Below are 25,563 nucleotides of genomic sequence, written 5' to 3'. Positions count from 1 at the left end.
TGCGGATCCATGTCGTCGACCACCCGCTGGTGGCGCACAAACTCACCACGCTGCGCGACCGGCGCACCGACTCCCCCACCTTCCGGCGCCTCGCCGACGAGCTGGTCACCCTGCTCGCGTACGAGGCGACCCGGGACGTGCGCACCGAGCAGGTCGACATCGACACCCCGGTGACGGCGACGACCGGGGTGCGGCTGTCCCACCCGCGCCCCATGGTGGTGCCGATCCTGCGGGCGGGCCTGGGGATGCTGGACGGCATGGTGCGGCTGCTGCCGACCGCCGAGGTCGGCTTCCTGGGCATGATCCGCGACGAGGAGACACTGCAGGCGTCGACGTACGCGACGCGGATGCCCGAGGACCTCTCCGGCCGTCAGGTGTACGTCCTGGACCCGATGCTGGCGACGGGCGGGACGCTCGTCGCGGCGATCCAGGAGCTGATATCGCGGGGCGCGGACGACGTCACCGCGCTGTGTCTGCTGGCCGCGCCCGAGGGCGTGGAGACCATGGAGCGCGAGCTCGCGGGCGCGCCCGTCACGGTGGTCACCGCGTCGGTCGACGAGCGGCTCAACGAGAACGGGTACATCGTCCCCGGGCTCGGCGACGCCGGGGACCGGATGTACGGGACGGCCGGCTGAGCGGGACGGCCGAGGCCGGTACGAGCGGGCTCCGACCGCCCCGAGCGGACGCGCGGGGCGGTGCGGTCGGCAAGCTCAGCGGGGCCCCGGCCGGCGGGGCCCGGGTCAGCAGGGCCCGGTCAGTGGGGCCCGGCCAGTGGGGCCCGGGTCAGCAGGTCGGGGCCGAGGACGACGGCTTCGGCGCGGACAGGGCGGCCAGCGCCTTGGTGGCGTCCTTCTTCTTGGTCAGGTCCTTGAAGCCGCTCCCCAGGATCAGGTCGATGTCCTTGCCCGAGCGCCCGTCGTTCTCGGTCCGGGCGCCGGCGAGCTGGGTGCCGAGCACGTCGAAGGGGCCGTTGGTGGCCGCCGGCGCGCCGAGCAGTATCCCGGGGCCCTTGACCTTCTTGTCGTACGCGGCGGGCGCGTTGCCCACCTTCCCGATCTTGAAGCCGCGCTTCTTCAGCTCGTCGGCGGTGTCCTTGGCCAGCCCCGTGCGCGGAGTGGCGTTGTAGACGTTGACGGTGATCTCGCCGGGCTTCGGCAGCGCCTTGGGAGCCGTACCCGAGGCCTTGTCGTGACCCTTGTCGTGACCCTTGTCGTGGCCCTTGGCGGTGTCCTTGCCGAGCTCGCGCTTGCAGTCCGCCGTGCCCCGCGCCGCGCGCACCGTCTTGTCGTCGTCGCCGCCCGAGAAGACGTCGATGAGCTGGAGCGTTCCCCAGCCGACCAGGCCGAGGGCGCAGACGGCGCCCATCGCGGCGAACACGAGCCGGCGGCGGCCGCTCGGCCGGCGCATGCGCGGGTAGCGGTCGCCCGTGATGCGGTACTTTCCGCCCATGCCGGGAGGGGTGAGCATGCTCATAGGCGCAGCGTAGTGCGGCTCGGTGGCGATGCCTACTAAATGATCAATGGTTGCCGCACAGCCCAACCCGAAAGGGCCAACGAGCCCTCCCGGCGGCGCCCGCGCGGCCGGTCAGCCGAGTTCCAGGACACGCGCGTGCAGCACCTGGCGCTGCTGGAGCGCGGCGCGCACGGCGCGGTGCAGCCCGTCCTCGAGGTAGAGGTCGCCCTGCCACTTCACGACGTGGGCGAAGAGGTCCCCGTAGAACGTCGAGTCCTCCGCGAGCAGCGTTTCGAGGTCGAGCTGCTGCTTCGTGGTGACCAGCTGGTCAAGGCGTACCGGGCGTGGGGCGACATCCGCCCACTGGCGGGTGCTTTCCCGGCCGTGGTCGGGGTACGGTCGACCGTTTCCGATGCGCTTGAAGATCACACGGAAAGCCTACCGGGCAAGCGGCACCCGGCGCAGCCAAGGCGCCGGAGTACCGGCGGCTGTCGCCCGCCGTGGCGGGCGCGGTGGGGCCGGCTCGAGGGGCGTAAGCGAAAAATCTGGCGAATCGGGCAAAAAATGTGTGAGTGGGTCTAGTCACCCAAAGGGGGCGGGGGTAATGTGAAAAACAGCCTGCGGGGCGAGCGAGGGAGCTCGACCGGAGACACGTCCAAGCAGAGAGAACAACGGTTCTCCGGGACAGAGGACTTCGGTTCTCTGAAAGGGAGAACAAGAGTTCTTTTGAACGGACGCGTCCTAGATGGCCGGGCTGAGAGGCCGGAAGGTCGGGGAGACCGGAAGGCGACCTCCAGCACCTGATCCGGACAATGCCGGCGAAGGGAGCCCACCTCGCAGGTTTTGTCCTGCCCGGGCCTCGTCCTGTCCGGGTCCTGTCCGGGTTTTGTCCTGCCCGGGCCTTTACCGGTCAGCGGACCGGGCGCCGGCCGCCCTGTCGCAGCCGAGTGCCGAGGAAGACCAGGTCGGCGAGGAAGACCACCACGCCGATGACGAACAGGTAGAACAGCCCCCCGACGACCAAGCCGGTGATGCCCAGCCCGATGGCCACCAGGAGCAGCAGCAGGAACAGCGTCATCGCACCCTTCCCTCCCGCTCAGGGGCGGGCCAGCCGCCGCTCGCCCCCGGTGCCCGGCTGGTAGCTCAGGTCGTAGTGGGTGAAGACCGCCTCTTCCTGCTTGGCGGGCAGCACGTCGTCGGTCCCGATGGACGGGGCCTCCCGCACCAGGTCCCGGGGATAGGTGACCTTCAGATAGTGCGGGGACACGGTCGCGCCGCCGAGGGGGACGAACACCAGCCGCCGCCGGGTCGGCATGCCGACCGTGACGGTCGCGAAGGCGGGTTTGTCGGTGGCGGTGTCCACATAGATCGACTCGAGCGTGCCGATCTTGCGGCCCTCGCGGTCCACCACGTCACGGTCGCGCCATTTCCGGATGTCTTCGGCCTCGAACACCGTGCCCTCCAAACATCGCCTGCTCTCATCCTCCAACGGCCCCGGACGGGCGGCCACTCCACACACCCGCGAGAGACAACCGCGTAAGACACCCGCGCCGCCCCGCGAGACGGCGCCCTCAAGGCTCCCGCCCCGCGCGCACCCCGTCGAAGCCGATGGGCAGGTGGCGCGGGCCGCGCAGCACCGCGTTCCGGCGGTACGGGGGCGGGTCCTCCAGCAGCCGGGGGTTCTCCAGCCGGCGGGCCAGCTCGGCCAGCGCAAGCTGCGCCTCCAGCCGGGCCAGCGGGGCGCCGAAGCAGATGTGGATGCCGCTGCCGAAGCCCAGGTGCTGGTTGTCCCTGCGGTCCGGGTCGAACCGGTCGGGGTCGGGGAAGCGCCGGGGGTCGCGGTTGCCGGAGGCGAGGATCAGCCAGACGGACGCGCCCTTGGGGATGGTGACGCCCGCGATGTCGATGTCGGTCAGCGGGGTCCGCTGGGGGAGAAGCTGGACCGGGGGCTCGTAGCGCAGCACCTCCTCCACCAGGGGCACGGCCAGGCGGGGGTCGTCGTGCAGCCGCTTGAGGACGTCCGGGTGGCGCAGCAGGGTCAGCATCCCGTTCGTGATCAGGTTGACCGTCGTCTCGTGCCCGGCGATCAGCAGCAGCGCGGCGGTGCTGACCAGTTCGGAGTGGGCCATCCGCCCGTCCGGCCCGTCCCCGTGGACCAGCGAGGAGAGCATGTCCTCGCCCGGGGCGCGGCGGCGCTCCTCGATCAGCTCGGACATATACATGGCCAGTTCGGTGCGGGCCCGCCGGACGGCGCCGCGCCGCTCGGCGGCGTCCGCGTCCGGGTCGGGGTCGGCGCTGGAGACGATGGTGTCGGCCCACGCGTGGAAGAGCGGCTCGTCCGCGCGGGGCACGCCCAGCAGCCGGCAGATCACGGTCACCGGGAAGGGGTACGCGAAGTCGTCGACGAGGTCGATTTGGTCCCGGCCCTCGAAGCCGTCGACGAGCCCGGTGACGATCCGGGCGAGCTCCCCGCGCATGTCGTGGATCCGCCGTGGGGTGTGCGGCGGCCCGAAGGGGTACATCGCCATCCGGCGGAGCCGGTCGTGCTCGGGCGGGTCGAGCCGCAGGAAGCTCGGCGGCAGGCTCGGGTCGTCCTCCTCCTCGGCGACGACCAGGCCGGCGGCCTCGGGGTCGAGGTTGCGGGGGTCCGAGCTGAGCCGGGGGTCGTGCAGCAGGCCGTGGATCTCCCAGTACGTGGAGACCAGGTACGGGCCGATGTCGTCCCGCAGCACGGGCGTCTTCCGCAGCTCGGCGTAGAGGGGGTAGGGGTCGGCGCGGTGGGCGTAGTCGGTGATCTTCCGCAGGAACGTGCCGTGCGTCATGGACGGAGTCCTTCCGGGTGAACGGGGCGCCCCTCACCCCCGGGCGGGGGTGAAGACGATCCGCCGGTCGGTCGGCGAGTAGCCGCTGAGGGTGACGGTCGGCCCGTGGGTGGGCAGGGAGGGGTCGGGGAAGTCGGCGGGGACGGGGCGCAGCCCGTCGGGGCGCCGGTCCACGGTGCGGCAGACCGGCGGGAAGGGCGCGGCCGTCTCGATCTGCCGCCGGTAGAAGTCCAGCCAGTTGGTCTGGTCGAAGGTGACGGCGGCGATGACGCGGCCCTGGTAGCCGTACACGCCGGTGAAGCTCCGCTCGGCGAGCGACCCCTGGGCGATGAGCAGTTCCTCGCCCATCGTGGGCACCCCGACGGACTTGATGTTCACCCCGAACTGCGCGGACCAGAAGGCGGGGATCCACAGGTGGGGGCGGCGGTCCGGCCCGGGGCTGACCATGTTGTGCGCCGCGACCTCGGCCTGCGCGACGGCGTTGCCCCAGTGTTCGAGGGAGAGGAACTGGTAACCGAAGAGCGGGTGCGGGGTGCGGGCGACGTCCCCGGCCACGAAGACGTCGTCGGTCACCAGGCCCCGTACGTCGAACGCCCGGCACCCCGCGTCGCACGCGACCCCCCGGGGCCCGGCGCCGAGACCCGACCCGGCCAGCCACTCGGTGTTGCGGACGGCGCCCAGCGCGACCACCGCCAGATCCACCTCCAGGGCGGTGCCGTCGGACAGGTGGGCGCGCCGCAGCCGCCCGGCCGCGTCGCCCTCCAGCCCGGTGACCATGACCGAGCAGCGCAGATCGACGCCGTGCGCCCGCTGAAGCTCGGCCGCCACCTGGCCGATCACCCCGCCCAGGGCGCCCACCAGGGGGGCCGGGCCGCGCTCGACGACGGTGACGGGCAGCCCCAGCTCACGGCAGGCCGACGCGATCTCGGAGCCCATGAAGCCGCCGCCGATGACCAGCACCCGCCGGGGCCCCGCCGCCAGCCGCCGCCGCAGCCGCGCCGCGTCGCGGCCGGTGCGCAGCGTGAAGACGCCGTCGAGATCCGCCTCGGCGGGGTGCGGCCAGGGGCGGGCGCGCACCCCGGTGGCGATCAGCAGCCGGTCGTACGGCACCTCCTCGCCGCCGGCCAGGCGCACCCGCCGGGCCGCGAGGTCCAGCCCGGTGGCGGCGGTCCCCAGCCGCCAGCGGGCCCCGATCGCCCGGCGCCGGGGCAGGGTGGTGCGGTCCGCGTCCACCGTGCCCAGCAGGACCTGCTTGGACAGCGGCGGCCGGTCGTACGGCGGCTCGGGCTCGTCGCCGATGAGGGTGAGCGAGCCGGTGAAGCCCTGCTCGCGCAGCGTCTCCGCGGCTCGCAGCCCGGCCAGCGAGGCGCCGACGATCACGATCCGTCCGTCCCGCCGCAGCCGCTCCAGGCTTCCGTCGCCCTCGCCCCCGCCGCCGCGCTCAGCCGACACCGGGGCCCGCCGCGTGGAGGCCGTCCGCCGGGCCGCCCGCCCCGTCACCCGCGACGTCGTCCGGCAGGTTCTCCGGCAGGTCGTCCAGCAGAATCGCCCCGACCGGGCAGGCGGCCACCGCGCGCGCCACCTGCTCGCGCCGCGAGTCGTCGGCGTAAGGGGTGTAGCGCAGCGCCTCGTGCCCGTGCAGCGTGAACACGTCGGGCGCCAGGAAGGCGCACTGCGCATACCCCTGGCATCGGTTGAGATCGACGACAAGCCTCATCGGGCCCCGTCCTTCCACACCAGTCCTTCCCCACCAGCCCAGCGGCCTTTCCAGCATGGGTGAGGCGGCCCGCCGCCGCGCGCACTGCGGGCCGAAGGGGTGGTGTGGTCACAGCGCGCGGTCGACGAGGAAGGGCAGCAGAGCCAGGAGTTCGGCGGCCGCGGCCGGGGCCAGCGGGACGGAGGCGAGCTGGGCGCGGGCGGCGTCCAGGTGGTGGTGGGCCTCGGCGAGGGTGGCGGCGCGGCCGCCCGCCTCCTCGACGAGTTCGGCGGCGCGGTGGACGGCCGCGTCGTGGGGGCCGGCGTCCGGCGCGTCGGCGTGCAGGTTGTCGGTGAGGAGGGCGGCGAGTTCGCGGGCGGCCGAGCCGTCGGCGGCCAGGGCCGCCAGTACCGGCAGCGTCTTCTTCCTCCGGCGCAGATCGCCGTGGACGGGCTTGCCCGTGACCCGCGGATCGCCCCATATGCCGAGCAGATCGTCGACGGCCTGGAAGGCCACCCCGACGTGGCGCCCGGCCCGGTCCAACGCGGTGACGACCGGCTCCGGAGCGCCCGCGAGCTGGGCGCCGAGGGCCGCGGCGCAGCCCAGCAGCGCCCCGGTCTTGCCCTCGGCCATCGCACGGTATTCGGCGGTGCGGACCGCGTCGGGGCCGGTCCAGGGGCGGGACTCGAACAGCAGATCCTCCGCCTGACCGCGCACCAGGTCGCCCAGCGCCCCCGACAGCTGCCGGATCGCCGCGCCGCCGTGCGGGCCGTGCGACTCGGCGAGCGTCTGCACCGCGAGGGCGAACAGCGCGTCCCCGGCCAGAACGGCGGGGCCGGTGCCGTACGCCTTCCATACGGAAGCGCGCCGGCGCCGGGTCTCATCGCCGTCCATGATGTCGTCGTGCAGGAGTGAGAAGGCGTGGACCAGCTCGACGGCGACCGCCCCGGCGACCGCGGTCGCCCCGGGCTCGCCCGCCGCCTCCGCGCCGAGCACGGCCAGGGCCTGGCGTACGCCCTTGCCGCCGCCGGGCCGTCCGGCGGCGGGGGTGCCGCCCACCTCGCACCAGCCGAAGGAGAAGGCGGCCATCTCGCCCGGGTACGGGTGGAGCCGTTCCACGGCCGTGGTCAGCGCGGGGAGTACGAGGCTCCGGCAGCGGGCGAGGGTCCGCGCCGCGGAAGCGGAGGCGGGTGGGGCGGTGGTCGGGCGCGGGAGCGGGGGCGCGGGCGCGGTCATCGGGCGGCCACCGCCTCGTGGGCCTTTCGCGCGCCGGGTACGGCGGGTGAGCGATACGCACCGGTTCGCGATATGCCCAGCTCCTCGTACGCCGCGTCGACCATCTCACGGGCGTGCCGCAGCCCGATGCGGTCCAGCTCTCCCCGCAGGTCGTCCAGTTCCGCGGCGGTGAGCTCCGGGTCCTGCCCCAGCCGGGCGAGCGTCTTGGCCAGACCCAGACGGGACAGTGCGGTGCCGCGCGGCTCGCTCATGGCGCGGAATTCGGCCAGCGCCGTCTCGTAGTACTCCCGGGCGGGCACGTAACGTCCGGCGCGGAAGAGGACGTTGCCGCGCATCTTGAGGTTGTAGGCGAGCGCGCTGGTCAGCTTCATCCTGCGGCAGGCGAGCTCCGCCTCGGACAGTAGCGCCAGGGCCCGGTCCACGTCCTTGTCCCGCAGGGACACGATGTCGGCCATACCGCGCAGCGCCCAGGCCCGGCCGCGCTGGTCGTCGGCCTGCGCCGCGATGGCGGCGGCCTCCTCGAACATCGCGAAGGCGGTGTCGTACGAGCCGGTGTTCCGGTGGATCTGGGCGATGCCCTCCAGCGCCCAGACGGTGTGCCGGGCCTCGCCGCGCTTGCGGGCCTCGGCGAGCAGTTGCTCGTGCAGGGTGTGTACGGCCTCGTAGTCGCCCTGGATGCGGCCGGTCTCCGCGAGCCCGGCCAGCGAGTAGCCCCGGGCCACCACGTCGTCGCCGCGCTTGCCCAGCTCGGCGGCGAGGGCGAGCAGCCGACGGGCCAGGGCGAGCGAGCCCCGCTGCCGGGCGAGGGTGCCGCCGCTCCACACCGCCCATGCCATCGCGCCGACGTCACCGGCCGAGCGGGCGGCGCGGTAGCTCGCCTTCCAGGCGCGGTCGGCCTCTTCGACATGGCCCAGACGGCGGTGCGCCTCCGCCACGGCGAGCCCCGAGCGCGCGACCTCCCGCTGGGAGCCAGCCTGTTCGGCGGCGCGCAGCCGGTCGGTGCCCTCGGCGAGAACGTCGGTCAGGGAGGAGTTCACCGACAGGGAACTGAGTGAGCCTTGGTACTCGGGCGCTAATGCCTTGGCGAACATGGACGAGCCTCTCTGACGTGCCGGTAGTTCTGGGTGGCCCTGAACGGCTCGGACTATACATGGCGTGTATAAACACAGTGTATAGAGGTGGTCGTGGGGGGATCCGTAGCTGCTGGTGACCGCCTACCGCCGCACAGGGAACGCCGCACAGAGGACTCAGTGCCGCCCGGAGACCGTGTCGGCAAGCCGCGCGAAGGCCGAGGTGCGTTCGTGGCGGGTGGTCGCCTCGCTGAGGTCGGCGATGCGGTAGAGGCCGTACATCGCGTAGGAGCCCAGCCAGCGCAGTGGCTCCGGCTCCCAGCGGGGGGAGCGGCGGCCGGTCCAGGGCAGTCTGGTGTAGCGGGTGTCCTGGCCGGCGACGAGGTCGGCGAGCGTGCGGCCGGCCAGGTAGGCGGCGGTCACGCCCTGTCCGACGTAGCCCCCGGCGTGGCCGAGGCCCGTCGCCGGGTCCCACACGACCGAGGGCGACCAGTCGCGCGGTACGCCGAGCGAGCCGCACCACGCGTGCGCGAGGCGGAAGCGCAGGTCGGGCCAGAGGCCGCGCAGGACGCCCGAGAGCTGTCCGATGGTCCAGCGGTCCAGCCGGCCGTCCTGGTCGAGCCGGGAGCCGAAGCGGTAGGGCAGGCCGCGGCCGCCGAGGGCGATCCGGCCGTCGGCGGTGCGCTGGGCGTAGAAGTAGGTGTGCTGGGCGCCGGAGAGGGCCTCGCAGCCGGCCCAGCCGATGGCCTTCCAGTCCGCCTCCGACAGCGGTTCGGTGATGACCATCGAGCTGTTCATGGGCAGCGTGTCCCGGCGGCGGCCGGGCAGCCGCGCGGTGTAGCCCTCGGTGGCGCGCAGGATGTGGCGGGCGGTCACGGTGCCGTGGGGGGTGCGCACCCGGCCGGGGCGGAGGTCGAGCGCCGGGGTGCGCTCGGCGATCCGGACCCCGGCGGCCTCCACGACCGAGGCCAGCCCGGTGACGAGCTTCCCGGGGTGCAGCCGCACGTTGTGCGGGCTGTAGAGGGCGCCGAGCACTCCGTCGATGCTGATCCGGCCGGCCGTCTCGGCGGCGGACAGCAGCCGTACGTCCTCCTCGGTCATGCCCCACGCGCGCTCGGCGTCCACCGCCGCCCGGAGCCGGGCCAGCTCGGAGGGGGTGCGGCCGATCGTCAGATAGCCGCCGTGCACGGCGTCCACGTCGATGTCGTGGTCGGCCATGATCCCGAGGATCTCGTCGAAGGAGTCGACGGCCGCGCGCCGCAGGTCCACCACGCCCTGCCGGCCGCGGGGGCCTCCGGCGAGGTGGCGGGGCAGGCCGATCATCTTGCCGGAGAGCCAGCCGCCGTTGCGGCCGGAGGCGCCGTAGCCGACGTGGCGCGCCTCGACCACGAGGATCGAGGCGTCGGGCAGCGCCTGGCGCAGCCAGTAGGCGGTCCACAGCCCGGTGTATCCGGCGCCGACGACGCACACGTCGACCGTGGTGTCCCCGTCCAGCGGGGGCCGCTCGGGGCGGGCGGCGCCGGCGGGGTCCCGGGTCGGGCCGGCGGTGTCCCGCATCCAGAAGGAGACCTGGCCGTTGATCACTTCACTTGTCCTTACGCGAGTACCGAGGGATTACAGGTCCGGGACCACCGCGGCGGCGGCCGGGTCCCAGGTGGCGTAACCGGAGTCGCCGACGCGCAGCCCGGAGGCGGTGCCGGGGCCCTCCCGGACCAGCCCGGTGTGCCCGCCGGGCAGTTCGACGGTGAGCTTGCGGGAGTGGCCCAGGTACGTCTCGTCGCGCACGGTGACCGGCACCCCGGCCCGGCCCGGGGCCGGGCCCCCGGCCGTGAGCCGCAGCTGTTCGGGGCGGATCACCACCACGGCGTCGCCGCGCACCCCGTGGCTGCCGGAGAGCGGGATGCCGTGGGCGCCCGCGTGCAGCCGCCTGGGGTCGTCGGGGTGGACGACGCCGCGCAGCAGGGTGGACTCGCCGAGGAACTGGGCGACGAACAGCGACCGGGGCCGCTCGTACAGCTCCTCCGCGGTGCCGACCTGCACGATCCGCCCGTCGTCGTAGACGGCGATCCGGTCCGAGAGGGAGAGCGCCTCCTCCTGGTCGTGGGTGACGTACAGGAAGGTGGTGCCCACCTTGCGGTGGATCTCCCGGATCTCCTCCTGAAGGGCCTCGCGGAGCTTCTTGTCCAGCGCGCCCAGCGGCTCGTCCATCAGCAGCACCGGTGGCCGGTAGACGATGGCGCGGGCGAAGGCGACGCGCTGCTGCTGGCCGCCGGAGAGCTGGGCGGGGCGGCGCCGCTCGAACCCCTCCAGCTGTACGGTGCGCACCGCCGCGCGCACCAGCTCGCGGCGGCGGGCCTTGGGCATCTTCCGCTGCCGCAGCGGGAATTCGATGTTGTCCCACACGCTCAGGTGGGGGAACAGCGCGTAGCCCTGGAAGACCATGCCCATCTCGCGCCGGTGCGGGGGCGTGGCGGCCAGCGGCCTGCCGTCGACCAGGATCTCGCCGGAGGTCGGCGGGACGAAACCGGCGATCATGTTGAGCGTGGTGGTCTTGCCCGAGCCGCTGGGGCCCAGGAAGGTCATGAACTCGCCCGGCTCGATGGTCAGATCGACACCGCGCACGGCCTGACTGGTCCCGTACGCCTTGGTCAGGCCGCGCAGTTCGATGGCGGCCCCGCTGCGCTTGAGGTCGGCGGCGTCGAGGCCGCCGGCCTCGCGGGGAGCGGTTGCGGGGTGGGCGGCTTCGAGGGGGGCGGACCCGCCGCGCCCGAGGTCAGCTGACACGTCGCCTCCGGGACTGTGCGAGCAGCGCGACCGCGATCAGCGCGCTGGTGAAGCAGATGATGAGGGTGGCCGCGGCGGCGATGGTGGGATCGACGTCGCGCTGGATGCTGCTGTACATCCGCACCGGCAGGGTCTCCAGATAGGGGCTGGAGATGAACAGGGACACCACGACCTCGTCGAAGGAGGTCACGAAGGCGAACATGAACCCGGACAGCAGACCGGGCGCGATCACCGGCAGGGTGACGCGGAAGAACGCGCGCGCCCGGCTCGCCCCGCAGATCGCGGCCGCGCGCTCCAGCGTGGTGTCGAACCGCGACAGCACCGAGGACACCGGGATGATCACGAACGGCAGGGCCAGCACGGTGTGCGCGACCAGGAACCCGGTGAAGGTCCCCACCAGCCGCAGCTCCAGGAACAGGGCGTAGACGCCCACGCCGAAGACGACCGTGGGCACCAGCATCGGGGCGATCAGCAGCGCGCCCGCCACGCCGCGGCCGCGGAACCGGCCCCGGGTCAGGGCGTAGCTCGCGGCCGTGCCCGCCACCGTGGCCAGGACGCCGACGAGCGCCGCGATCTGGAGCGAGTTCAGCAGGTCGGCCACCCAGCGGCGGTCGTCGAAGAACGCCTCGTACCACCGCAGGGACCAGCGCTCGGGCGGGAAGGCCAGCGAGCGCTGCCCGGTGAAGCTGAGCGGGATGACCACCAGCGTCGGGGCGACCAGCCACAGCGCGACCAGCGCGCCGAAGATCTTCAGGGGGATGCGCCGGCTCACAGCTCCAGACCTCCCGTGACCCCGGCCGCCTTGCCGGTCACCCGCTTGGACACCCAGGTCGTCACCGCCAGCAGCACACCCGCCGTCAGCAGCAGCGCCACCGCGAGCGCCCCGCCGCGGCCCCAGTTCAGCAACTCGCTGATCTGCGTGTAGAGCGCGTTGGGCAGCAGCTCCTGGCGGGGCGAGCCGAGCACGGCCGGGGTGACGTAGAAGCCGAGCGAGAGGATGAACACCATCAGGGACCCGGCGAACACCCCGGGCAGCGACAGCGGCACGAAGACGCGCCAGAACGCCTTCCAGGGCGGCGCGCCGCAGATCATCCCCGCCTGCACCACCCGCCGGTCGATCGAGCGCATCGCGTTGAACAGCGGCAGCACCATGAACGGCATGAGGAGCTGGCAGATGCCGATCAGCACGCCCGTGGTGGTGCCGAGCAGATGCGTCTCGCCCAGGCCCAGCGCCCCCAGCACGGTGTTGAGCACCCCGTGGTCCTGAAGGATGATCACCCAGGCGAACACGCGCACCATCAGGCTGGTCCAGAACGGCATCAGCACGGCCAGCATGAGCAGCCCGCGCAGCGCCGGCCCCGACACCGTCATCAGATACGCGTACGGATAGCCGAGCACGAGCGTGATCAGCGTGGCCAGGGCCGCGACGACCAGGGTGCGGCCCAGCACCTGGAGCGAGGTGGCGTCGTGCAGCAGCCAGGAGAAGTTCTGCGGCCCGAACTCGGGCTGGGTGACGCTGCGCACCACGATCGTGCCGACCGGGTAGACGAATCCGGCCAGCACCAGCAGCACCGTCGGCACCAGCAGCAGCGGGCGCCGGGAGCGGGGCGCCCGGCCGCCGCCGGCGTCGCCGGAGCGGGGGCCCGGCCCGGCCGGCCGGTCGGCGGCCGGGCCGGGCGCGGGCCGGGGGGAGATCGCCGTCATCGGTTCAGCCAGTCCGTCCATGCCTTGGACAGCTTGTCGCGGTTCTTGCCCCAGTAGGCGAAGTCCGGGGTGATGGACTGGTTGAGCACCGTCTCCTGCACCGGGTCGAGCTTCTTGGCCTGCGGGGACAGCTTGGGCTTGGAGTTGGTGTTGACCGGCGCGTAGCTGGTGTACTCCGCCTGCTTGGTCTGCTGCTGGGCGCCGAGCGCGTAGTTGATCAGGCCCATCGCGGCCTTGGTGTTCTTCGACCCCTTCGGCACGGCGAACACGTCGTACAGGGTGAAGCTGTTGTTCCACACCGGGCGGAAGTTCGCGCCGTTCGCGTTGGCCTCGTAGACGCGGCCACTCCAGGCCATCACCATGTCCGCCTGGCCGGACTGCGCGATCTGGGTCTGCTGGGCGCCGGTCTTCCAGTACGTGAGGTCGGACTTGACGGCGTCCCACTTGCGCAGCGCCCGCTTGGTGTCCAGCGGGTACAGCTTGCTCGGGCCCACGCCGTCGGCCAGCAGCGCCGCCTCGAAGATGCCGGGGGTGGGGGTGGGACGGCCGTCCACGGCCCGCTTGCCCGGGAACTTCTCGGTGTCGAAGAAGTCCGCCCAGCCGGTGGGCGGGTTGTCGCCGTACTTGTCGGCGTTGTAGTAGAGCCCGTAGCCGTAGATCAGGGAGGGGACCATACAGGGGGACTCGGGCGTCTGGTCCGGCAGCTGGCTGGTGTTGATGATCTTGTAGTCGAGCTTCTCGTAGAGCGTGCCGCAGTTGGCCGCGGCGTCCCACGGGGTCGTGTCGACCACGTCCCACAGCACGTTCTTGGAGGTCACCTGGGCCTTGATCTTGGCCGGGTCGGTCGGGCCGTCGGTGAGCACATCGGCGCCGGACTCCTTGGCGAACGGCTTGACGAACGCGCCCTCCTGACCGTCCTGCATCCCGCCGCCGTACGACACGAAGGTCATCCGGACGTCGTCGAGCGCGTCCTTTTTCACCGTGCCCGCCGGCTGGCCGACGAGATCGGCCGCGTCGGCGTCCTCGCCGGGCCCCCCTTGCGCGCAGCCGGCCGTGAGCAGCACACCCACGGTCGCGAGGGCGACCCCGGCCGGCGCGGGCCGCCGGGTCCGGGCCCCGCGGAACGCTCCGGTGACTGCTCCAGGGAATGGGGATCGGGGGGACATCGCTACTCCTTGTCGCCGGGCTGTACGGGGCCCAGCACCCAATGGACGACGGACAGGGCATCGGTCTCGTTGACGATGCGGTGCGGCTGCCTGGAGTCGAAGTCCAGGCTGTCTCCCTCGCCGAGTACGAAGCGCTCGGTGTCGAGCAGGACGGTCACCTGGTTGGTCAGCACCACGACGATCTCGTGCCACCCGGGGTGGCTGTACTGCTCGTCCCCGGTCGAGCCCCCCGGCGCGAACTCGGCCTCGTACACCCCGAACCCGCTCAGCGGTTCCCGGGTGAGCGAGGTCTTGCGGCCGCCGCCGACCCAGTCGAGCACCGGCCGGTCCTGCGAGCGCAGGGGCGTGGGGCCGATGGCCGAGGTGTCGAACAGCTCGGCCATGGTGATGCCGAGCGCGGAGGCGATGCGCGCCAGCGTCGATATGGACGCGCTGCTGCGCCCCCGCTCGAGCTGGCTGAGGAAGCTCCCGCTGACGTCACTGCGCTCCGCGAGGGCGCGCAGGGACATACGGCGCAGGCGCCGGAACGCGTGCACCCGCCTGCCGACGTCCGACTCGGCACGTTCGGCGGGCGGTTCGGGGCCGGACTTCGGTTCGACGGACACTTGAGCTCCGGGCGGGGTGGGAAGCGGAAGTGATCGACGGGGAGAGGAATGGCAAGCACGATGACACGGGCCCACGGGCGTGACAAGGAATGCTTAACGAAAAGCGGGATGTGTGAAGTGACTTACCCGTAAATGGAGTTGGGGTGATGAAGGGGTGGTGAAGAGGTGGCGGGGCGAGCGGGCGGAAACGCACGGCCCGCCCCGCCGGGCCGGCCGTCGCGCAGGGTGTGTCCGGCGTGAGGGAGCGGCGGCGGGCGGCCGACGTGGGGGCTCGCCGTGACGGTGTCGAGGTGACGGTGGCGAGGTGAGGTGTCCGAGATGGCGGCGGCCGGGGCGGCGCCCGGGGTGGCGGCGGATGGCGCGAGGGTCCGCCGGGGGCGGGGGCGGGGCTGGGGTCAGATCACGCCGTGTGCGGCCATGGCCTCCGCCACCCGCAGATACCCGGCGACGTTCGCGCCCAGGGCGTAGTCGTCGGGCGAGCCGTACTCCTCGGCGGTGGCCCGGCACAGCGCGTGGACATCGGACATGACCTCGGCCAGCCGCGCCTCGGTCTGCTCGAACGTCCACTGCTCGCGCGCGGCGTTCTGCCGCATCTCCAGCGCGGAGGTGGCCACTCCGCCGGCGTTGGCGGCCTTGCCGGGGCCGAAGAGCACCCCGGCCTCCCGGAACACCTCGACCGCCGCCGGGGTGCAGGGCATGTTCGCGCCCTCGGCCACGGCCAGCACGCCGTTCTTCACCAGCGCGACGGCGTCCTGCTCGCCCAGCTCGTTCTGGGTGGCGCAGGGGAGGGCGATGTCGCAGTCCACCTCGAACACCGAGCCCCGGTCGGAGAACACCGCGCCCGCCCTGGCCCGGGCGTAGTCGAGGATCCGCGCCCGGCGGACCTCCTTGACCTCCTTGAGCAGGTCGAGGTCGATCCCGGCCGGGTCGACCACGTACCCGGAGGAGTCGGAGCAGGCGACCACGCGGCCGCCGAGGGCGTGGACCTTCTCGATGGCGTAGACGGCCACATTGCCGGACCCGGAGACGATCACATCGCAGCCGTCGAACCCGCGCCCACGGGTGCGCAGCATCTCCTGGGCGAAGTGGACGGTGCCGTACCCCGTGGCCTCGGTGCGCGCGTGCGAGCCGCCCCAGGCGACGCCCTTGCCGGTCAGGACGCCGGCCTCGAAGCGGTTGGTCAGCCGCTTGTACTGGCCGAACAGATAGCCGATCTCGCGCGCGCCCACCCCGATGTCCCCGGCCGGCACGTCGGTGTGCTCGCCGATGTGCCGGTGGAGTTCGGTCATGAAGGACTGGCAGAAGCGCATGACCTCCGCGTCGGAGCGCCCCTTGGGGTCGAAGTCCGCGCCGCCCTTGCCGCCGCCGATGGCGAGCCCGGTCAGGGCGTTCTTGAAGATCTGCTCGAAGCCGAGGAACTTCACGATGCCCAGGTTGACGCTGGGGTGGAAGCGCAGCCCGCCCTTGTACGGCCCGAGGGCGCTGTTGAACTCCACCCGGAAGCCCCGGCTCACATGGATGTCCCCCTGGTCGTCGACCCAGGGCACCCGGAAGATGATCTGTCGCTCCGGCTCGCACAGCCGCTCCACGATCCGGGCGTCGAGATGGTCCGGGTGCGCGCGGAGCACGGGCGCGAGGGTGTGCAGCACCTCGCCCGCCGCCTGGTGGAACTCCGCTTCCCCAGGGTTGCGGCGCACGATCTGCGCGTACACGGACTCGATACGAGCGGTGACGTCCATGGCCGCCCAGTGTGGCAGCGGACACCCCCGGGGCCGGTCCGCCGCGCCGGGGAGGCGGCCCAGTCGGACCGCGACAGCCGCCTGGTCGGATTGGGACACATGCCCGCCCGCGACACAGGCCCGCCCGCGACAAAGGCCCGCCTGCGACAAAGGCCCGCCCGCGACCGGAAGCCGGTCGCGGGCGGGCCCGGGCGAACGCCGTCGGCGCTTACTTCTTGAAGCCGTAGTCCAGCAGCTTCTTCGCGTCCACCGTGCGGTTGTCCACCGACGAGGAGGCGAGGACCGTGCCGATGATCGTCTTGCTGTTCCGGGTGGCGGCGAAGACCAGGCAGTACTTGGCCTCCGGGCCCGAGCCGGTCTTCACACCGATGGCGCCCGAGTAGGTGCCCAGCAGCGGGTTGGTGTTCTTCCACTCCATGTAGCGGTAGCCACCGTTCTTCGTGGTGACCTTCTGCTTGGTCGACTTGGTCTTCACGACCGTACGGAACGTGGAGTACTTCATCGCGCTGCTGGCGAGCTTGGTCAGGTCGCGCGGCGTGGAGTAGTTGGCGCCGTGCCCTATGCCGTCGAACGAGTCGAAGTGCGTGTTCTTCAGGCCGAGGTTCTTGGCGGTCGTGTTCATCTTGCCGATGAACGACTTCACGCGCGCGGCCCGGGTGGACCCGGTGCCGAACTTGTCGGCCAGCGCGTACGCGGCGTCGCAGCCGGACGGCAGCATCAGCCCGTACAGCAGCTGGCGGACGGTGACCTTGTCGCCGACGATCAGACGCGCCGAGGAGGCCCAGTTGTTGTCGACGATGTAGTCGCTGTACGCCTTCTGGACCGTGACCTTCGCGTCCAGGTTCAGATTCGGCTGGGCGAGTACCACCCGAGCCGTCATGATCTTCGTGGTGGAACCGGTGGAGAGACGGGTGTCCGCTGCCTTGGTGTAGAGGGACTTCCCCGTGCCGTTGTTCATCACGAAGCCGCCCTTGGCGGTGATCGTGGGGGTCGCGACCGTGGCGGCCTGCGCGGGGGCCAGCGCCCCGGCGCTCAGAACGGCGCCCGCGGCGATGACGGCCACAGCGGATGCGCGACGAATGCCCTTGATGCCGGTTTTCAAGACTTATGCTCCAAATGCCCCTGGGGGGCGGCGATGTTGAGAGTGCCGCTTACTCAAGAGACGCATGAGACGGGCCAATGGATGTGCCCCCGTGACAGTAGCTCATCCCCCCAACGCGACTCACCGCCAGTGCCCGGCGCCCCAACGGGGGATGTGGGAGCCGGTGGCACGGGGTGTAGCCCGCTACACCCCAGGAACGGGAGCGTGCTCTCTGCCCCGCGCCGCCGCCCGTTCCTAGCCTCGTGAGCGGATGGGGAAGCCATTCGATCAATGGGAGAGGGCGTACGTATGCGCAGCCAGCGGGGCGGTGCCGGCACGGTGGGCGCGGAGCGGGCGGGGCCGGTGGCCGACGCGCTCACGCTGGAGGGGGTGAGCCGGGAGTACCGGCGGGGCGTGGCCGCGCTGCACCCCGTCGACCTCGCGGTGCCCCGCGGCCGGTTCCTCGCCGTGATGGGGCCGTCCGGGTCCGGGAAGTCGACCCTGCTGCAGTGCGCCGCCGGGCTCGACCGGCCGACGGCGGGGACGGTGCGGGTCGGGGGCACGGCACTGGCCTCGCTCAAGGAGAGCGCGCTGACGCGGCTGCGGCGGGAGCGGATCGGCTTCGTGTTCCAGGCGCACAACCTCGTGCCGTCGCTGAGCGTCGCGGAGAACGTCGCCCTGCCCCTGCTGCTCGGGGGCGCGCCGCCCGACGGGCGGGCCGCGCGGGCGCTTGCGGCGGTGGGGCTCGGAGCGCGGGGAGAGGACCGGCCGGCGGAGCTGTCCGGTGGGCAGCGGCAGCGCGTGGCCATCGCCCGCGCGCTGGTCACCGAGCCCGACATCGTCTTCGCGGACGAGCCGACCGGAGCACTCGACCCGGCCACCGCGCAGGGCGTGCTGGCGCTGCTGCGGCGGGCCGTCGACCGCGACGGCCACACGGTGGTGATGGTCACCCATGACCCGGTCGCGGCGGCCTGGGCGGACGAGGCCCTCTTCCTGGTGCGGGGGCGGGTCGTCGGGCGGCTGGACCGGCCCGGAGCGGACGATGTGCGCCGCGTGATGGAGCGCCTGGGGCGGGACACCGGGGAGAACGCGGCGGAGAGCACTGCGGGCGGCGAGGGCGGAGAGGGGTGGCGGGCATGAGCGCCCAGGTGCCCGGACGGGGATCGGTGCGCGTGACCGCGCTGCTGGCCTCCCGTGCCGCCCGTACGCACCGCAAGGCGTGGGCCGCCGTGTTCGCCGCGCTCGCCCTCACCTCCCTGCTGCTCGGCTCGTTCGTGCTCGCCCTCACCTCGACGGCGCTCGGGCACCCCCGCGTGGAGCGGTACGCGGCGGCCGACCTGGTCGTCGCGGGCGACCAGGAGACCCGCTTCACCGCCAAGCCGTGGGGCGGCGACCCCGAGACGGCGCGGGCCGGGCTCACCGAGCGGGTGCGGGTGGAGCGCGGCGCCCTGGACGTGGTGCGGAAGGTGCCCGGCGTCCGGGCGGCCGTCCCCGACGACGTGTTCCAGGTCGGTCGCGCGGGGCAGGCCCTCACCGGGCGGCCCTGGGACGCGGCCCGGCTCGCCCCGTACGCCCTGCGGGACGGGCGCGCCCCGAAGCGCGCGGGCGAGGTGGTCATGGGCGGCGGGGCCCGCTCCGGCGAGCGGGTCACCCTGCGGGTGGCGGGCGTCGACGCGGCGTACACCGTCGTCGGCGTGGCCGACGGCCCGCGCGCCGCCGTCTACTTCGAGGCCGCCCGGGCCCGCCGGCTGGCCGGACACCCGGGCAGCCTGGACGCCATCGGGGTGATCGCCGCCTCCGGCGTCGGCACCGATGAGCTGTACGGCCGGGTGCGGCACGCGCTGGACGCGGCGGGCGTCCACAGCGTGGGGAAGCGCGCCGACGGCGACTCGGCGAAGGCCCGGGTGCTGACCGGGGACGGGCGCGGCGGCCCCGAGTTCCTGGGCGTCGCACCCGCCCGTGCGGGCGTGCTGGAGCTGCTCGCGTCCGTGGCCGGGACCGTCGTCCTCGTCTCGCTGCTCGTCGTCTCCTCCACGGTCGTGCAGGCGCTGCGGCAACGCGCCCCCGAGATCGGGCTGTTGCGCGCGGTCGGCGCCACACCGCGGCAGCTGCGCGGCGCGATCGGCCGGGAGGTGGGGCGGGTCGCGGCCCGCGCCGCGCTGGTCGGCGCGGTGGCGGCGCTCCCCGCGTACGCCGGGCTGCGCGCGCTGCTCGCCGCGTGCGGCGCGCTGCCCCCCGGTCTCGTCCTGCCCTTCCCGCCCTGGCTGTGGCCCGCCCCGCTGGTCACCGCGGGGCTCACGGTCCTGATCGCCCGCGCGGCGGCGTGGCTCGCCTGCGCCCGGGCCGCGAAGCTCCGCCCCGCGGAGGCGCTGCGCGAGGCGCCCCCCGGCACCGCGCGCCGCGTCACCGGACTGGTGCTGCTGGCCCTCGGGGCCGGGTCGGCGGGGGCGGCCGTCCTCCAGTCCGGCCAGACCGCGGCCATGGCGGCCGGGGCGGCCGCGATGACCATGGTCGTCGGGTGCGCCGTGCTCGGGCCGTGGATCGCCATGGGCGCGATGCGGGTGCTCGGCGCGCCGATGCGGCGCTTCGGCGGGCCCGGCGGCCGCCTCGCCGCCGCCAACTGCGCGGCCGCCGCGCCCCGCCTGGGCGCGGCTCTCACCCCGATCATCCTGGTCACCGCCTTCGCCGCGGTCCAGCTGTCGGGCGGCGCGACGCTCACCCACGCCGGCGGGGCCCAGGCCCGCGACGCCATGCGGGCCGACCTCGCGGTGCGCGCGGACGGCGGGCTGCCGGACGGCGCCGTGGAGCGGATCCGGCGCGTGCCCGGGGTGCGGGCGGCCACGGACGTCGTACGCGGCACGGTGGTGCTGGCCCGCCGGGAGGCCGGCGAGCCACGCGTCGACCGGCTCCCGGTCCTCGGCCTGACCCCCCAGGGCCTCCCGCGCACCCTCGACCCGGGGGTGCGGGACGGCAGCCTCAGCGGGCTGCGGCCCGGCACCGTCGCGGTCGGCGCCGACCGGGCGCGCTCGCTCGGCGCCCGGCCCGGCTCCACGGTGACGCTGCGCTTCGGGGACGGGGCGGAGGCGAAGCTGCGGGTCGTGGCGACGTACGAACGCGCCCTCGCCCTCGGCGACTTCCTCCTGTCCCGTGACGAGCTGCTGCGGCACACCTCGACCCCCGGGGCGGGCCGGATCCTGGTCGCCGCCGGGCCCGGCGCCGACCGCGCCGCGGTCGCCGAGGCGCTGGCGGCGGCGGTCCCCGGGGCCCGGGTGACACCGGACCCCGCGCCCCTCCACGTCGAGCCGGAGGACCAGGCGCTCGTCGAGGTGGTCACGGTGGCCGCGGTCTCCGCGATCGGGGCCTTCACCGTGATCGCCGTCCTCAGCACCCTCTCGCTCATCACCATCGGCCGCCGCCCCGAGCTGCGGCTGCTCCGCCTCGCCGGGGCCGGGCGGCGCCAACTGCGGCGGATGCTGCGCCTCGAGGCGGGGGCCACGGCGGTGACCGGGCTGGCCGTGGGCGCCGCCGTGGCCTCGGTGCCGCTGCTCGCGTTCAGCGTGGCGATGGCCCGTACGGTGCCGTATCTGCCGCCGGTCCAGGGCCTGGTGATCGTCGCCGTGGTCGCGGTGACCACGGCCGCGGGGACGCTGCCCCCGGCCCGGGCCGCGCTGCGGGGCCGGTACCCGGGATCGGGCCCGGCCGGCGGGTGACATCCGCGGTGAGCGGGTGACACCCGCGGTGAGTACGGGACACCGACACGCCGACGCCACGGCGTGTCGGTGTCCCGTACTCACCGCCGAGCCGCCGCGTCGTCGGCGGTGCCGCCTCACCCCTTGTTCAGATACGCCAGCACCGCCAGCACCCGGCGGTGCCCGCTGTCGCTCGGCGGCAGGCCCAGCTTCGCGAAGACATTGCCGATGTGCTTGCTGACCGCGCGGTCCGACACCACCAGCGTCTGCGCGATGGTGGTGTTGTCGCGGCCCTCCGCCATCAGGTGCAGCACCTCGCGCTCGCGCGGCGTGAGGGAGTCCAGCGGATCGTCGCGGCGGCGGGTCATGAGCTCCGTCACCACCTCCGGGTCCAGCGCCGTGCCGCCCGCCGCGACCCGCTCCAGGGCGTCCAGGAACTCGTCCACCCGGCCCACCCGGTCCTTCAGCAGATAGCCGACCCCGCTCGCCCCGCCGCCCAGCAGCTCCGCGGCGTACGTCTCCTCCACGTACTGCGACAGCACCAGCACCGGAAGGTCGGGGATCTCCCGGCGGGCCGCGAGCGCCGCGCGCAGGCCCTCGTCGCGGAAGCCCGGCGGCATGCGCACATCGAGGACGGCCACGTCCGGGCGGTGTTCGAGGAGCGCGGGCAGCACCTCGGGGCCGCTGCCGGCGACCGCCGCCACCTCGTGGCCGGCGGAGGTCAGCAGCAGGACCAGCCCCTCCCTCAGCAACGCGTTGTCCTCGGCGATCACCACGCGCACGGCAACTCCACTTCGATCACGGTCGGCCCCCCGGCAGGGCTGGTCACCTCCATGATCCCGTCCAGCGCCGCGACCCGGCGACGCATGCCCAGCAGCCCACTGCCGCCCGTCCCCCCGCCGCCCGTCCCGGAGGCCGTGGGGGTGGAGGCCGTGGGGGCGGGGGTCTCGGCGCCGCCCCGCCCCTCGTCGCGCACCACGACCCGCAGCCGCCCCGCCGTACGGGCCAGCTCCACCCAGGCGCGCTCGGAGCCGCTGTGCTTGGCGGCGTTGGTCAGCGCCTCCGCGACCACGAAGTACGCGGCCGCCTCCACCGCCGCGGGCGCGCGCGGCACGTCCTCGCCCTCGAGCCCGTCCGCGTCCACGGCCACATCGAGCCCGCTGCTCGCCGCGAGCGCGCGCACCGCGCCGAGCAGGCCGCGGTCGGTGAGGATCGGCGGATGGATGCCGCGGACGACGTGGCGCAGCTCGGTCAGCGCCTCCTCGGCCTGGTTCTGCGCGTCGTCGAGGAGCCTGCGCGCCGCGTCGGGGTCCTTGTCGAACGCCCGCCTGGCCAGCCCCACCCGCATCGACAGGGCCACCAGCCGGGCCTGGGCCCCGTCGTGCAGATCCCGCTCGATGCGCCGCAGCTCGGCACCGTGCGCGGCCACCGCGCCCGCCCGGGTGACGGTCAGCTCCTCGACCCGCTCGGCGAGGGCGGCGCTGCGCTGCGCCTCGGGGGACGGCGTCAGCAGCGCGCCCGTCCAGGCGGCGTCGAGGTCGGCGAGGCGCGAGACCAGCGGCAGCACCACCGCCGGGCGCCTCAGCAGCCCGCACCACACCCCGTCCACGAACCAGCCGAAGGACCACACGATCAGCGAGGCGTAGGCCAGCAGCAGGCCGTAGCCGAAGTGCGCGAAGAGCCAGCGCAGATCCCGGTACGTGCCCGGGTCCCGGGTCGCCGTGCGCACCCGCTCGAACAGCTCGCCGGTGAGCGGCGCGTACGCCTCCGGGACCGGCCGTCCCGTCCAGGCCGCCGCCTGCCGCCGCTTGAACCCGGCCATCCTGCGCAGCAGCAGCACCGTCTCGGGCAGCACGCCCGCGCCGACCACGAGGACCGTCGCGAAGGCCGTGAACAGCAGCAGTCCGATGAAGAGATACGAGACCAGGGCCAGCGCGGCCCCCCGCATCAGCTGGGCCGTGGCCCGCCCCGCCTGCTCCACTGTCTCCCGCATGGCCTCAGGCTAGGTGACCTGCCGCGGGGGCGCGGGCGGGCACTCACCCCGGCCGATGGTGTAGCGCACTCCACCATGACTTCGGGAGGGCGCTCCCTCGAACGCCGCGCGCCCGGGCGGCATCGTTGATCGCACAGGCAGTCGCCACCTCTCCCGAAGGATCCTGGAAGGAACCCCCATGAAGTCCCTGCTCTGGGCCGTCCTGACGATCGGCCTCGTCGTCAACGCCTCCACCAGCTTCGTCTTCGACGGCATCCAGCAGCTCCTGATCAGCGTCGCCACGGGCGTCGTGGTGCTCGCGTCGGCCGCGGGCCTGTACGTGCTGCGCGACAAGCACTCCGGGTGATTCGCGGACGCCTTCCGGTCGGTTTCCGGCAGAGCCGATCAAACCCCTCCTGCGCCCGGGCCTGCGGGCGGATGATGGAGGGAGCGCCACGCGGCGAAGGGGGGCGGGCTCGTGCACGCGAAGGACATCGCGGCGTTACGCGACCGAGCCGCACAGGCCGCGGCCGAGGCCCGGACACTGGCCGAGCCCAGCCCACTCGCCGAGGGGCCGCCTACGGACTCCGCCCCGCCGCCTGCGCCACCCGATCCCGCTCCTGTCGACCAGGCGCTGTCGCGGCTCGAAGCGATCGAGGCCGAGCTGGCCACCGTCGCATCGGACGGTGATCCACTGCTGTGCACCGTACGGGCCCGGCTCGGCGGTCTGTACGCCGACCGTTACCGGCGGAACCCCACGGACGCCGACCGGGCCCGGGGGCTGGGGCTGCTGCGCGCGGCCCGCGCCGCCGGGGCGCTCGACCGCCGGGACACGCTCTTCGCCACCCTCAACCAGATCCAGCTGCTGCTGACGCCCGCCATGGTGATCGGGTGGAACGGCACGCTGCCCCAGCTCATGGAGAGCTTCGAGGTGGGCCGCCGGATATCGGAGGGCGACCCGGAGCTCACCGGCGACCTCGCGGAGCTGGGCGGGCTGCTGACCGAACTGTCGTCGTCGGTGCCCGGGATGGCGGGCGTTCCTCTGACGTGGATGGCGGAAACCCTCCGACGGGCTCCCGAGATCGCGCGCTCGGGAGACCGCGGGGAACTCGTGGACCTGGCGGAGCGGATGGCGAAGTACCTGCCGGGGCCCGGCTCCGAAGTGCTGTCGGCTCTGGCGGGGATGGCCGTCGAATTCACCGAGGGCGGCCCCGGGGACGGCACCAGTGGCGGTGCCGGGGCCGACACGGGGGCCGACACCGGGGACGGCACCGGGGACAGCGCCGGGGCCGACACCGGGGACAGCGCCGGGGGCGGCGATGCGGCCGGGCGGTCGGAGGAGCTCTCGGACGAGGAGGTCGCCAAGATCTCCGCCCAGATAGCTCTCCTGCTGGAGCTCGAAGTCCCCGGCACCGTCCGCCCGGAGGACCTCGAGACCCTGGTCGAGGCGGTGAGCCGGGGCCCGGCGGGCGAGGAGGCGGAGACCGCCCTCCGGGCCGCCATGAGCCGCATGGCCCACGGCGTACGCACCGGCGACGCCGACCGGCTGGCCGAGGCGGCGGAGCTGATCAACGGCGCGGTGGGTGACGGGGGGTCCGGGCGGGTGGGCTGGATGGCCGGGCTGATCTCGCCCGGCCTGCTGGCCGCGGCCAACACACTGGGCGGCAACCTGAAGGACCGCGACCAGGCGCGCGCCCGGCTCGACGCCCTCTTCGGCCCCGCCTCCTCGGTGTTCGACTCGGCGCACGCCACCGGGCGCGCCGCCGCAGGGCTGCGGATCTGCAACCAGTGCATGCACCTCCATCTGCGCATCACCGAGGCCGCGGACGAGCGGGACACCGAAAAGCTGGAGGACCTGCTCGACGAGCTGCTCGACCTGCTGGAGGAGACCGGCGAACACAGCGAGTGGCAGTTCCTGGTGCTCTTCCTGCTCGGGGTGGCCCAGCTGAGCCTGGCCGCCCTGGACGGTGGGGCCACGGCCCTGCGCACCGCCGTCGCCTATCTCGAAGAAGCGGCCGGACACCCCAGGATCCCCACCTTCGCGCGGCCTCTGATGGACGCCTGCTGGGCGCCCGTCCTGGCCGTCTCCTCCCTGGTCGAACGCGACCCCGCCCGCGTCTCCGACGCCGTGGCCCGGGCCCGCCGGGCCCTCGACGGCCCCGCCTCGACCCCCGACCAGCACGTCCGCATCCGGCAGGCCATCGTGTACGCCCTGCTGGCCATCCACAGGATCAACGGCGAGCGTTCCGCCCTGGAGGAGGCGGTCGGCGAGCTGGAGCGGGCCCGGCGCGACCTCACCGAGCGGTCCAGCCCCGAGGTCAGGCAGAAGGTGCTGTGGGAGCTGGCCGAGGCGTACCGGCTGCGCGACGACCGGGAGCACGACGACCGGGGCGCGGCGGTGGGCGCCGCGCGGGAGTCGCTGCGGGTGCTGGCCGAGGACGTGCTGTTGCAACTCGGCGCCGAGCACGGCCTCGAGGTGGCCAGGGCGGGGGCGAGCAGGGGCCTGCTCGCCGCCCAGTGGGCCGCCGCGGACGGGCGGCGAGGCGG

The 25,563-nt window shown here is 73.8% G+C and carries 23 protein-coding genes and 1 pseudogene; 5 read left to right on the top strand and 19 right to left on the bottom strand.

All coding sequences use genetic code 11. The features are described from left to right. Positions 1-635 (top strand): uracil phosphoribosyltransferase (gene upp, locus BBH68_RS12525; protein ID WP_065961731.1); only part of this gene is annotated, 635 nt, incomplete at its 5' end. A gap of 148 nt (positions 636-783) precedes the next feature. Here the strand turns inward: upp and BBH68_RS12520 are convergent. The 17 genes from BBH68_RS12520 to BBH68_RS12445 form a co-directional block, all read right to left on the bottom strand. Beyond that, entirely contained in the window at positions 784-1,473 is a 690-nt protein-coding gene (locus BBH68_RS12520; RefSeq protein WP_065961730.1) for a LytR C-terminal domain-containing protein, read from the bottom strand. A gap of 111 nt (positions 1,474-1,584) precedes the next feature. Next, entirely contained in the window at positions 1,585-1,881 is a 297-nt protein-coding gene (locus BBH68_RS12515; RefSeq protein WP_003986294.1) for a type II toxin-antitoxin system VapB family antitoxin, read from the bottom strand. Between the two features lie 481 nt (positions 1,882-2,362). Then, a complete protein-coding gene (locus tag BBH68_RS41930) occupies positions 2,363-2,530 on the bottom strand; it encodes a hypothetical protein (RefSeq protein WP_170066564.1) in 168 nt (55 codons plus the stop codon). Between the two features lie 18 nt (positions 2,531-2,548). After that, positions 2,549-2,905: a PRC-barrel domain-containing protein gene (locus BBH68_RS12510; RefSeq protein ID WP_065961740.1), complete on the bottom strand. Its 357-nt coding sequence runs from the start codon at positions 2,903-2,905 to the stop codon at positions 2,549-2,551. Between the two features lie 118 nt (positions 2,906-3,023). Then, positions 3,024-4,274 carry a cytochrome P450 gene (locus BBH68_RS12505; RefSeq protein ID WP_065961729.1) on the bottom strand — a complete coding sequence of 417 codons (1,251 nt, stop codon included), beginning with the start codon at positions 4,272-4,274 and terminating at the stop codon, positions 3,024-3,026. A 33-nt stretch (positions 4,275-4,307) separates the two neighbouring features. Next, positions 4,308-5,726: an NAD(P)/FAD-dependent oxidoreductase gene (locus BBH68_RS12500; RefSeq protein WP_065961739.1), complete on the bottom strand. Its 1,419-nt coding sequence runs from the start codon at positions 5,724-5,726 to the stop codon at positions 4,308-4,310. Continuing rightward, complete coding sequence (locus BBH68_RS12495; protein WP_065961727.1) at positions 5,716-5,991, bottom strand: ferredoxin; 276 nt, start codon at positions 5,989-5,991, stop codon at positions 5,716-5,718. The genes BBH68_RS12500 and BBH68_RS12495 overlap by 11 nt, the downstream gene beginning before the upstream one ends. 108 nt (positions 5,992-6,099) lie before the next feature. Continuing rightward, the gene (locus tag BBH68_RS12490) at positions 6,100-7,206 is read right to left on the bottom strand and encodes a polyprenyl synthetase family protein (protein WP_065961726.1); all 1,107 of its coding nucleotides are present in this window, start codon (positions 7,204-7,206) and stop codon (positions 6,100-6,102) included. Then, positions 7,203-8,297: a tetratricopeptide repeat protein gene (locus BBH68_RS12485; RefSeq protein ID WP_065961723.1), complete on the bottom strand. Its 1,095-nt coding sequence runs from the start codon at positions 8,295-8,297 to the stop codon at positions 7,203-7,205. The genes BBH68_RS12490 and BBH68_RS12485 overlap by 4 nt, the downstream gene beginning before the upstream one ends. A gap of 156 nt (positions 8,298-8,453) precedes the next feature. Further along, positions 8,454-9,860 carry an NAD(P)/FAD-dependent oxidoreductase gene (locus BBH68_RS12480; protein WP_079150940.1) on the bottom strand — a complete coding sequence of 469 codons (1,407 nt, stop codon included), beginning with the start codon at positions 9,858-9,860 and terminating at the stop codon, positions 8,454-8,456. Positions 9,861-9,890: 30 nt separating this feature from the next. Continuing rightward, a complete protein-coding gene (locus tag BBH68_RS12475) occupies positions 9,891-11,060 on the bottom strand; it encodes an ABC transporter ATP-binding protein (RefSeq protein WP_079150939.1) in 1,170 nt (389 codons plus the stop codon). Continuing rightward, positions 11,050-11,832, bottom strand: coding sequence for an ABC transporter permease (locus BBH68_RS12470; protein WP_065961721.1), 783 nt, complete (start codon positions 11,830-11,832; stop codon positions 11,050-11,052). The genes BBH68_RS12475 and BBH68_RS12470 overlap by 11 nt, the downstream gene beginning before the upstream one ends. Then, complete coding sequence (locus BBH68_RS12465; RefSeq protein WP_065961718.1) at positions 11,829-12,764, bottom strand: ABC transporter permease; 936 nt, start codon at positions 12,762-12,764, stop codon at positions 11,829-11,831. The genes BBH68_RS12470 and BBH68_RS12465 overlap by 4 nt, the downstream gene beginning before the upstream one ends. Next, the gene (locus tag BBH68_RS12460; protein ID WP_079150938.1) at positions 12,761-13,930 is read right to left on the bottom strand and encodes an ABC transporter substrate-binding protein; all 1,170 of its coding nucleotides are present in this window, start codon (positions 13,928-13,930) and stop codon (positions 12,761-12,763) included. The genes BBH68_RS12465 and BBH68_RS12460 overlap by 4 nt, the downstream gene beginning before the upstream one ends. A 2-nt stretch (positions 13,931-13,932) precedes the next feature. Then, positions 13,933-14,535, bottom strand: a complete 603-nt coding sequence (locus BBH68_RS12455; RefSeq protein WP_065961716.1) for a helix-turn-helix domain-containing protein — start codon at positions 14,533-14,535, stop codon at positions 13,933-13,935. A 395-nt stretch (positions 14,536-14,930) separates the two neighbouring features. After that, the gene (gdhA, locus tag BBH68_RS12450; protein WP_065961714.1) at positions 14,931-16,274 is read right to left on the bottom strand and encodes an NADP-specific glutamate dehydrogenase; all 1,344 of its coding nucleotides are present in this window, start codon (positions 16,272-16,274) and stop codon (positions 14,931-14,933) included. A 208-nt stretch (positions 16,275-16,482) separates the two neighbouring features. After that, positions 16,483-17,376: a D-alanyl-D-alanine carboxypeptidase family protein gene (locus BBH68_RS12445; protein WP_065961712.1), complete on the bottom strand. Its 894-nt coding sequence runs from the start codon at positions 17,374-17,376 to the stop codon at positions 16,483-16,485. A gap of 288 nt (positions 17,377-17,664) precedes the next feature. Between BBH68_RS12445 and BBH68_RS12440 the strand changes: the two genes are divergently transcribed. Then, positions 17,665-18,495 (top strand): ABC transporter ATP-binding protein, encoded by an 831-nt coding sequence (locus tag BBH68_RS12440; RefSeq protein ID WP_079150937.1) that lies wholly within the window; start codon positions 17,665-17,667, stop codon positions 18,493-18,495. Further along, a complete protein-coding gene (locus tag BBH68_RS12435) occupies positions 18,492-21,065 on the top strand; it encodes an FtsX-like permease family protein (RefSeq protein WP_065961733.1) in 2,574 nt (857 codons plus the stop codon). The genes BBH68_RS12440 and BBH68_RS12435 overlap by 4 nt, the downstream gene beginning before the upstream one ends. 116 nt (positions 21,066-21,181) lie before the next feature. On the opposite strand, the gene BBH68_RS12430 is transcribed toward BBH68_RS12435, so the two are convergent. Then, complete coding sequence (locus BBH68_RS12430; RefSeq protein WP_065961710.1) at positions 21,182-21,826, bottom strand: LuxR C-terminal-related transcriptional regulator; 645 nt, start codon at positions 21,824-21,826, stop codon at positions 21,182-21,184. After that, entirely contained in the window at positions 21,814-23,037 is a 1,224-nt protein-coding gene (locus tag BBH68_RS12425) for a sensor histidine kinase (RefSeq protein WP_065961708.1), read from the bottom strand. Before BBH68_RS12425 ends, BBH68_RS12430 begins: the two co-directional genes overlap by 13 nt. Positions 23,038-23,215: 178 nt before the next feature. Between BBH68_RS12425 and BBH68_RS41925 the strand changes: the two genes are divergently transcribed. Together BBH68_RS41925 and BBH68_RS12420 are read left to right on the top strand one after the other, a co-directional pair. Then, on the top strand, positions 23,216-23,383 hold the full coding sequence (locus BBH68_RS41925) for a hypothetical protein (protein WP_170066563.1): 168 nt from the start codon (positions 23,216-23,218) through the stop codon (positions 23,381-23,383). A gap of 111 nt (positions 23,384-23,494) precedes the next feature. After that, positions 23,495-25,563, top strand: a pseudogene (locus BBH68_RS12420) (CHAT domain-containing protein); the annotation flags it as partial.

Source organism: Streptomyces sparsogenes, from assembly GCF_001704635.1.
In the GTDB taxonomy this organism is placed as follows: domain Bacteria; phylum Actinomycetota; class Actinomycetes; order Streptomycetales; family Streptomycetaceae; genus Streptomyces; species Streptomyces sparsogenes.
The sequence above is the reverse complement of the archived record's forward strand: the minus strand, read 5'-3'. Positions and strand labels throughout refer to the sequence as shown.

Bases quoted from the DNA above. Each gene is read 5' to 3' on its own strand.
- BBH68_RS41925 (WP_170066563.1), top strand. From the start codon at position 23,216: ATGAAGTCCCTGCTCTGGGCCGTCCTGACGATCGGCCTCGTCGTCAAC.
- BBH68_RS12440 (WP_079150937.1), top strand. From the start codon at position 17,665: ATGCGCAGCCAGCGGGGCGGTGCCGGCACGGTGGGCGCGGAGCGGGCG.
- BBH68_RS12485 (WP_065961723.1), bottom strand. From the start codon at position 8,297: ATGTTCGCCAAGGCATTAGCGCCCGAGTACCAAGGCTCACTCAGTTCC.
- BBH68_RS12495 (WP_065961727.1), bottom strand. From the start codon at position 5,991: ATGAGGCTTGTCGTCGATCTCAACCGATGCCAGGGGTATGCGCAGTGC.
- BBH68_RS12460 (WP_079150938.1), bottom strand. From the start codon at position 13,930: ATGTCCCCCCGATCCCCATTCCCTGGAGCAGTCACCGGAGCGTTCCGC.
- BBH68_RS12490 (WP_065961726.1), bottom strand. From the start codon at position 7,206: ATGACCGCGCCCGCGCCCCCGCTCCCGCGCCCGACCACCGCCCCACCC.
- BBH68_RS12425 (WP_065961708.1), bottom strand. From the start codon at position 23,037: ATGCGGGAGACAGTGGAGCAGGCGGGGCGGGCCACGGCCCAGCTGATG.
- BBH68_RS12465 (WP_065961718.1), bottom strand. From the start codon at position 12,764: ATGACGGCGATCTCCCCCCGGCCCGCGCCCGGCCCGGCCGCCGACCGG.
- BBH68_RS12505 (WP_065961729.1), bottom strand. From the start codon at position 4,274: ATGACGCACGGCACGTTCCTGCGGAAGATCACCGACTACGCCCACCGC.
- BBH68_RS12435 (WP_065961733.1), top strand. From the start codon at position 18,492: ATGAGCGCCCAGGTGCCCGGACGGGGATCGGTGCGCGTGACCGCGCTG.
- gdhA (WP_065961714.1), bottom strand. From the start codon at position 16,274: ATGGACGTCACCGCTCGTATCGAGTCCGTGTACGCGCAGATCGTGCGC.
- BBH68_RS12520 (WP_065961730.1), bottom strand. From the start codon at position 1,473: ATGAGCATGCTCACCCCTCCCGGCATGGGCGGAAAGTACCGCATCACG.
- BBH68_RS41930 (WP_170066564.1), bottom strand. From the start codon at position 2,530: ATGACGCTGTTCCTGCTGCTGCTCCTGGTGGCCATCGGGCTGGGCATC.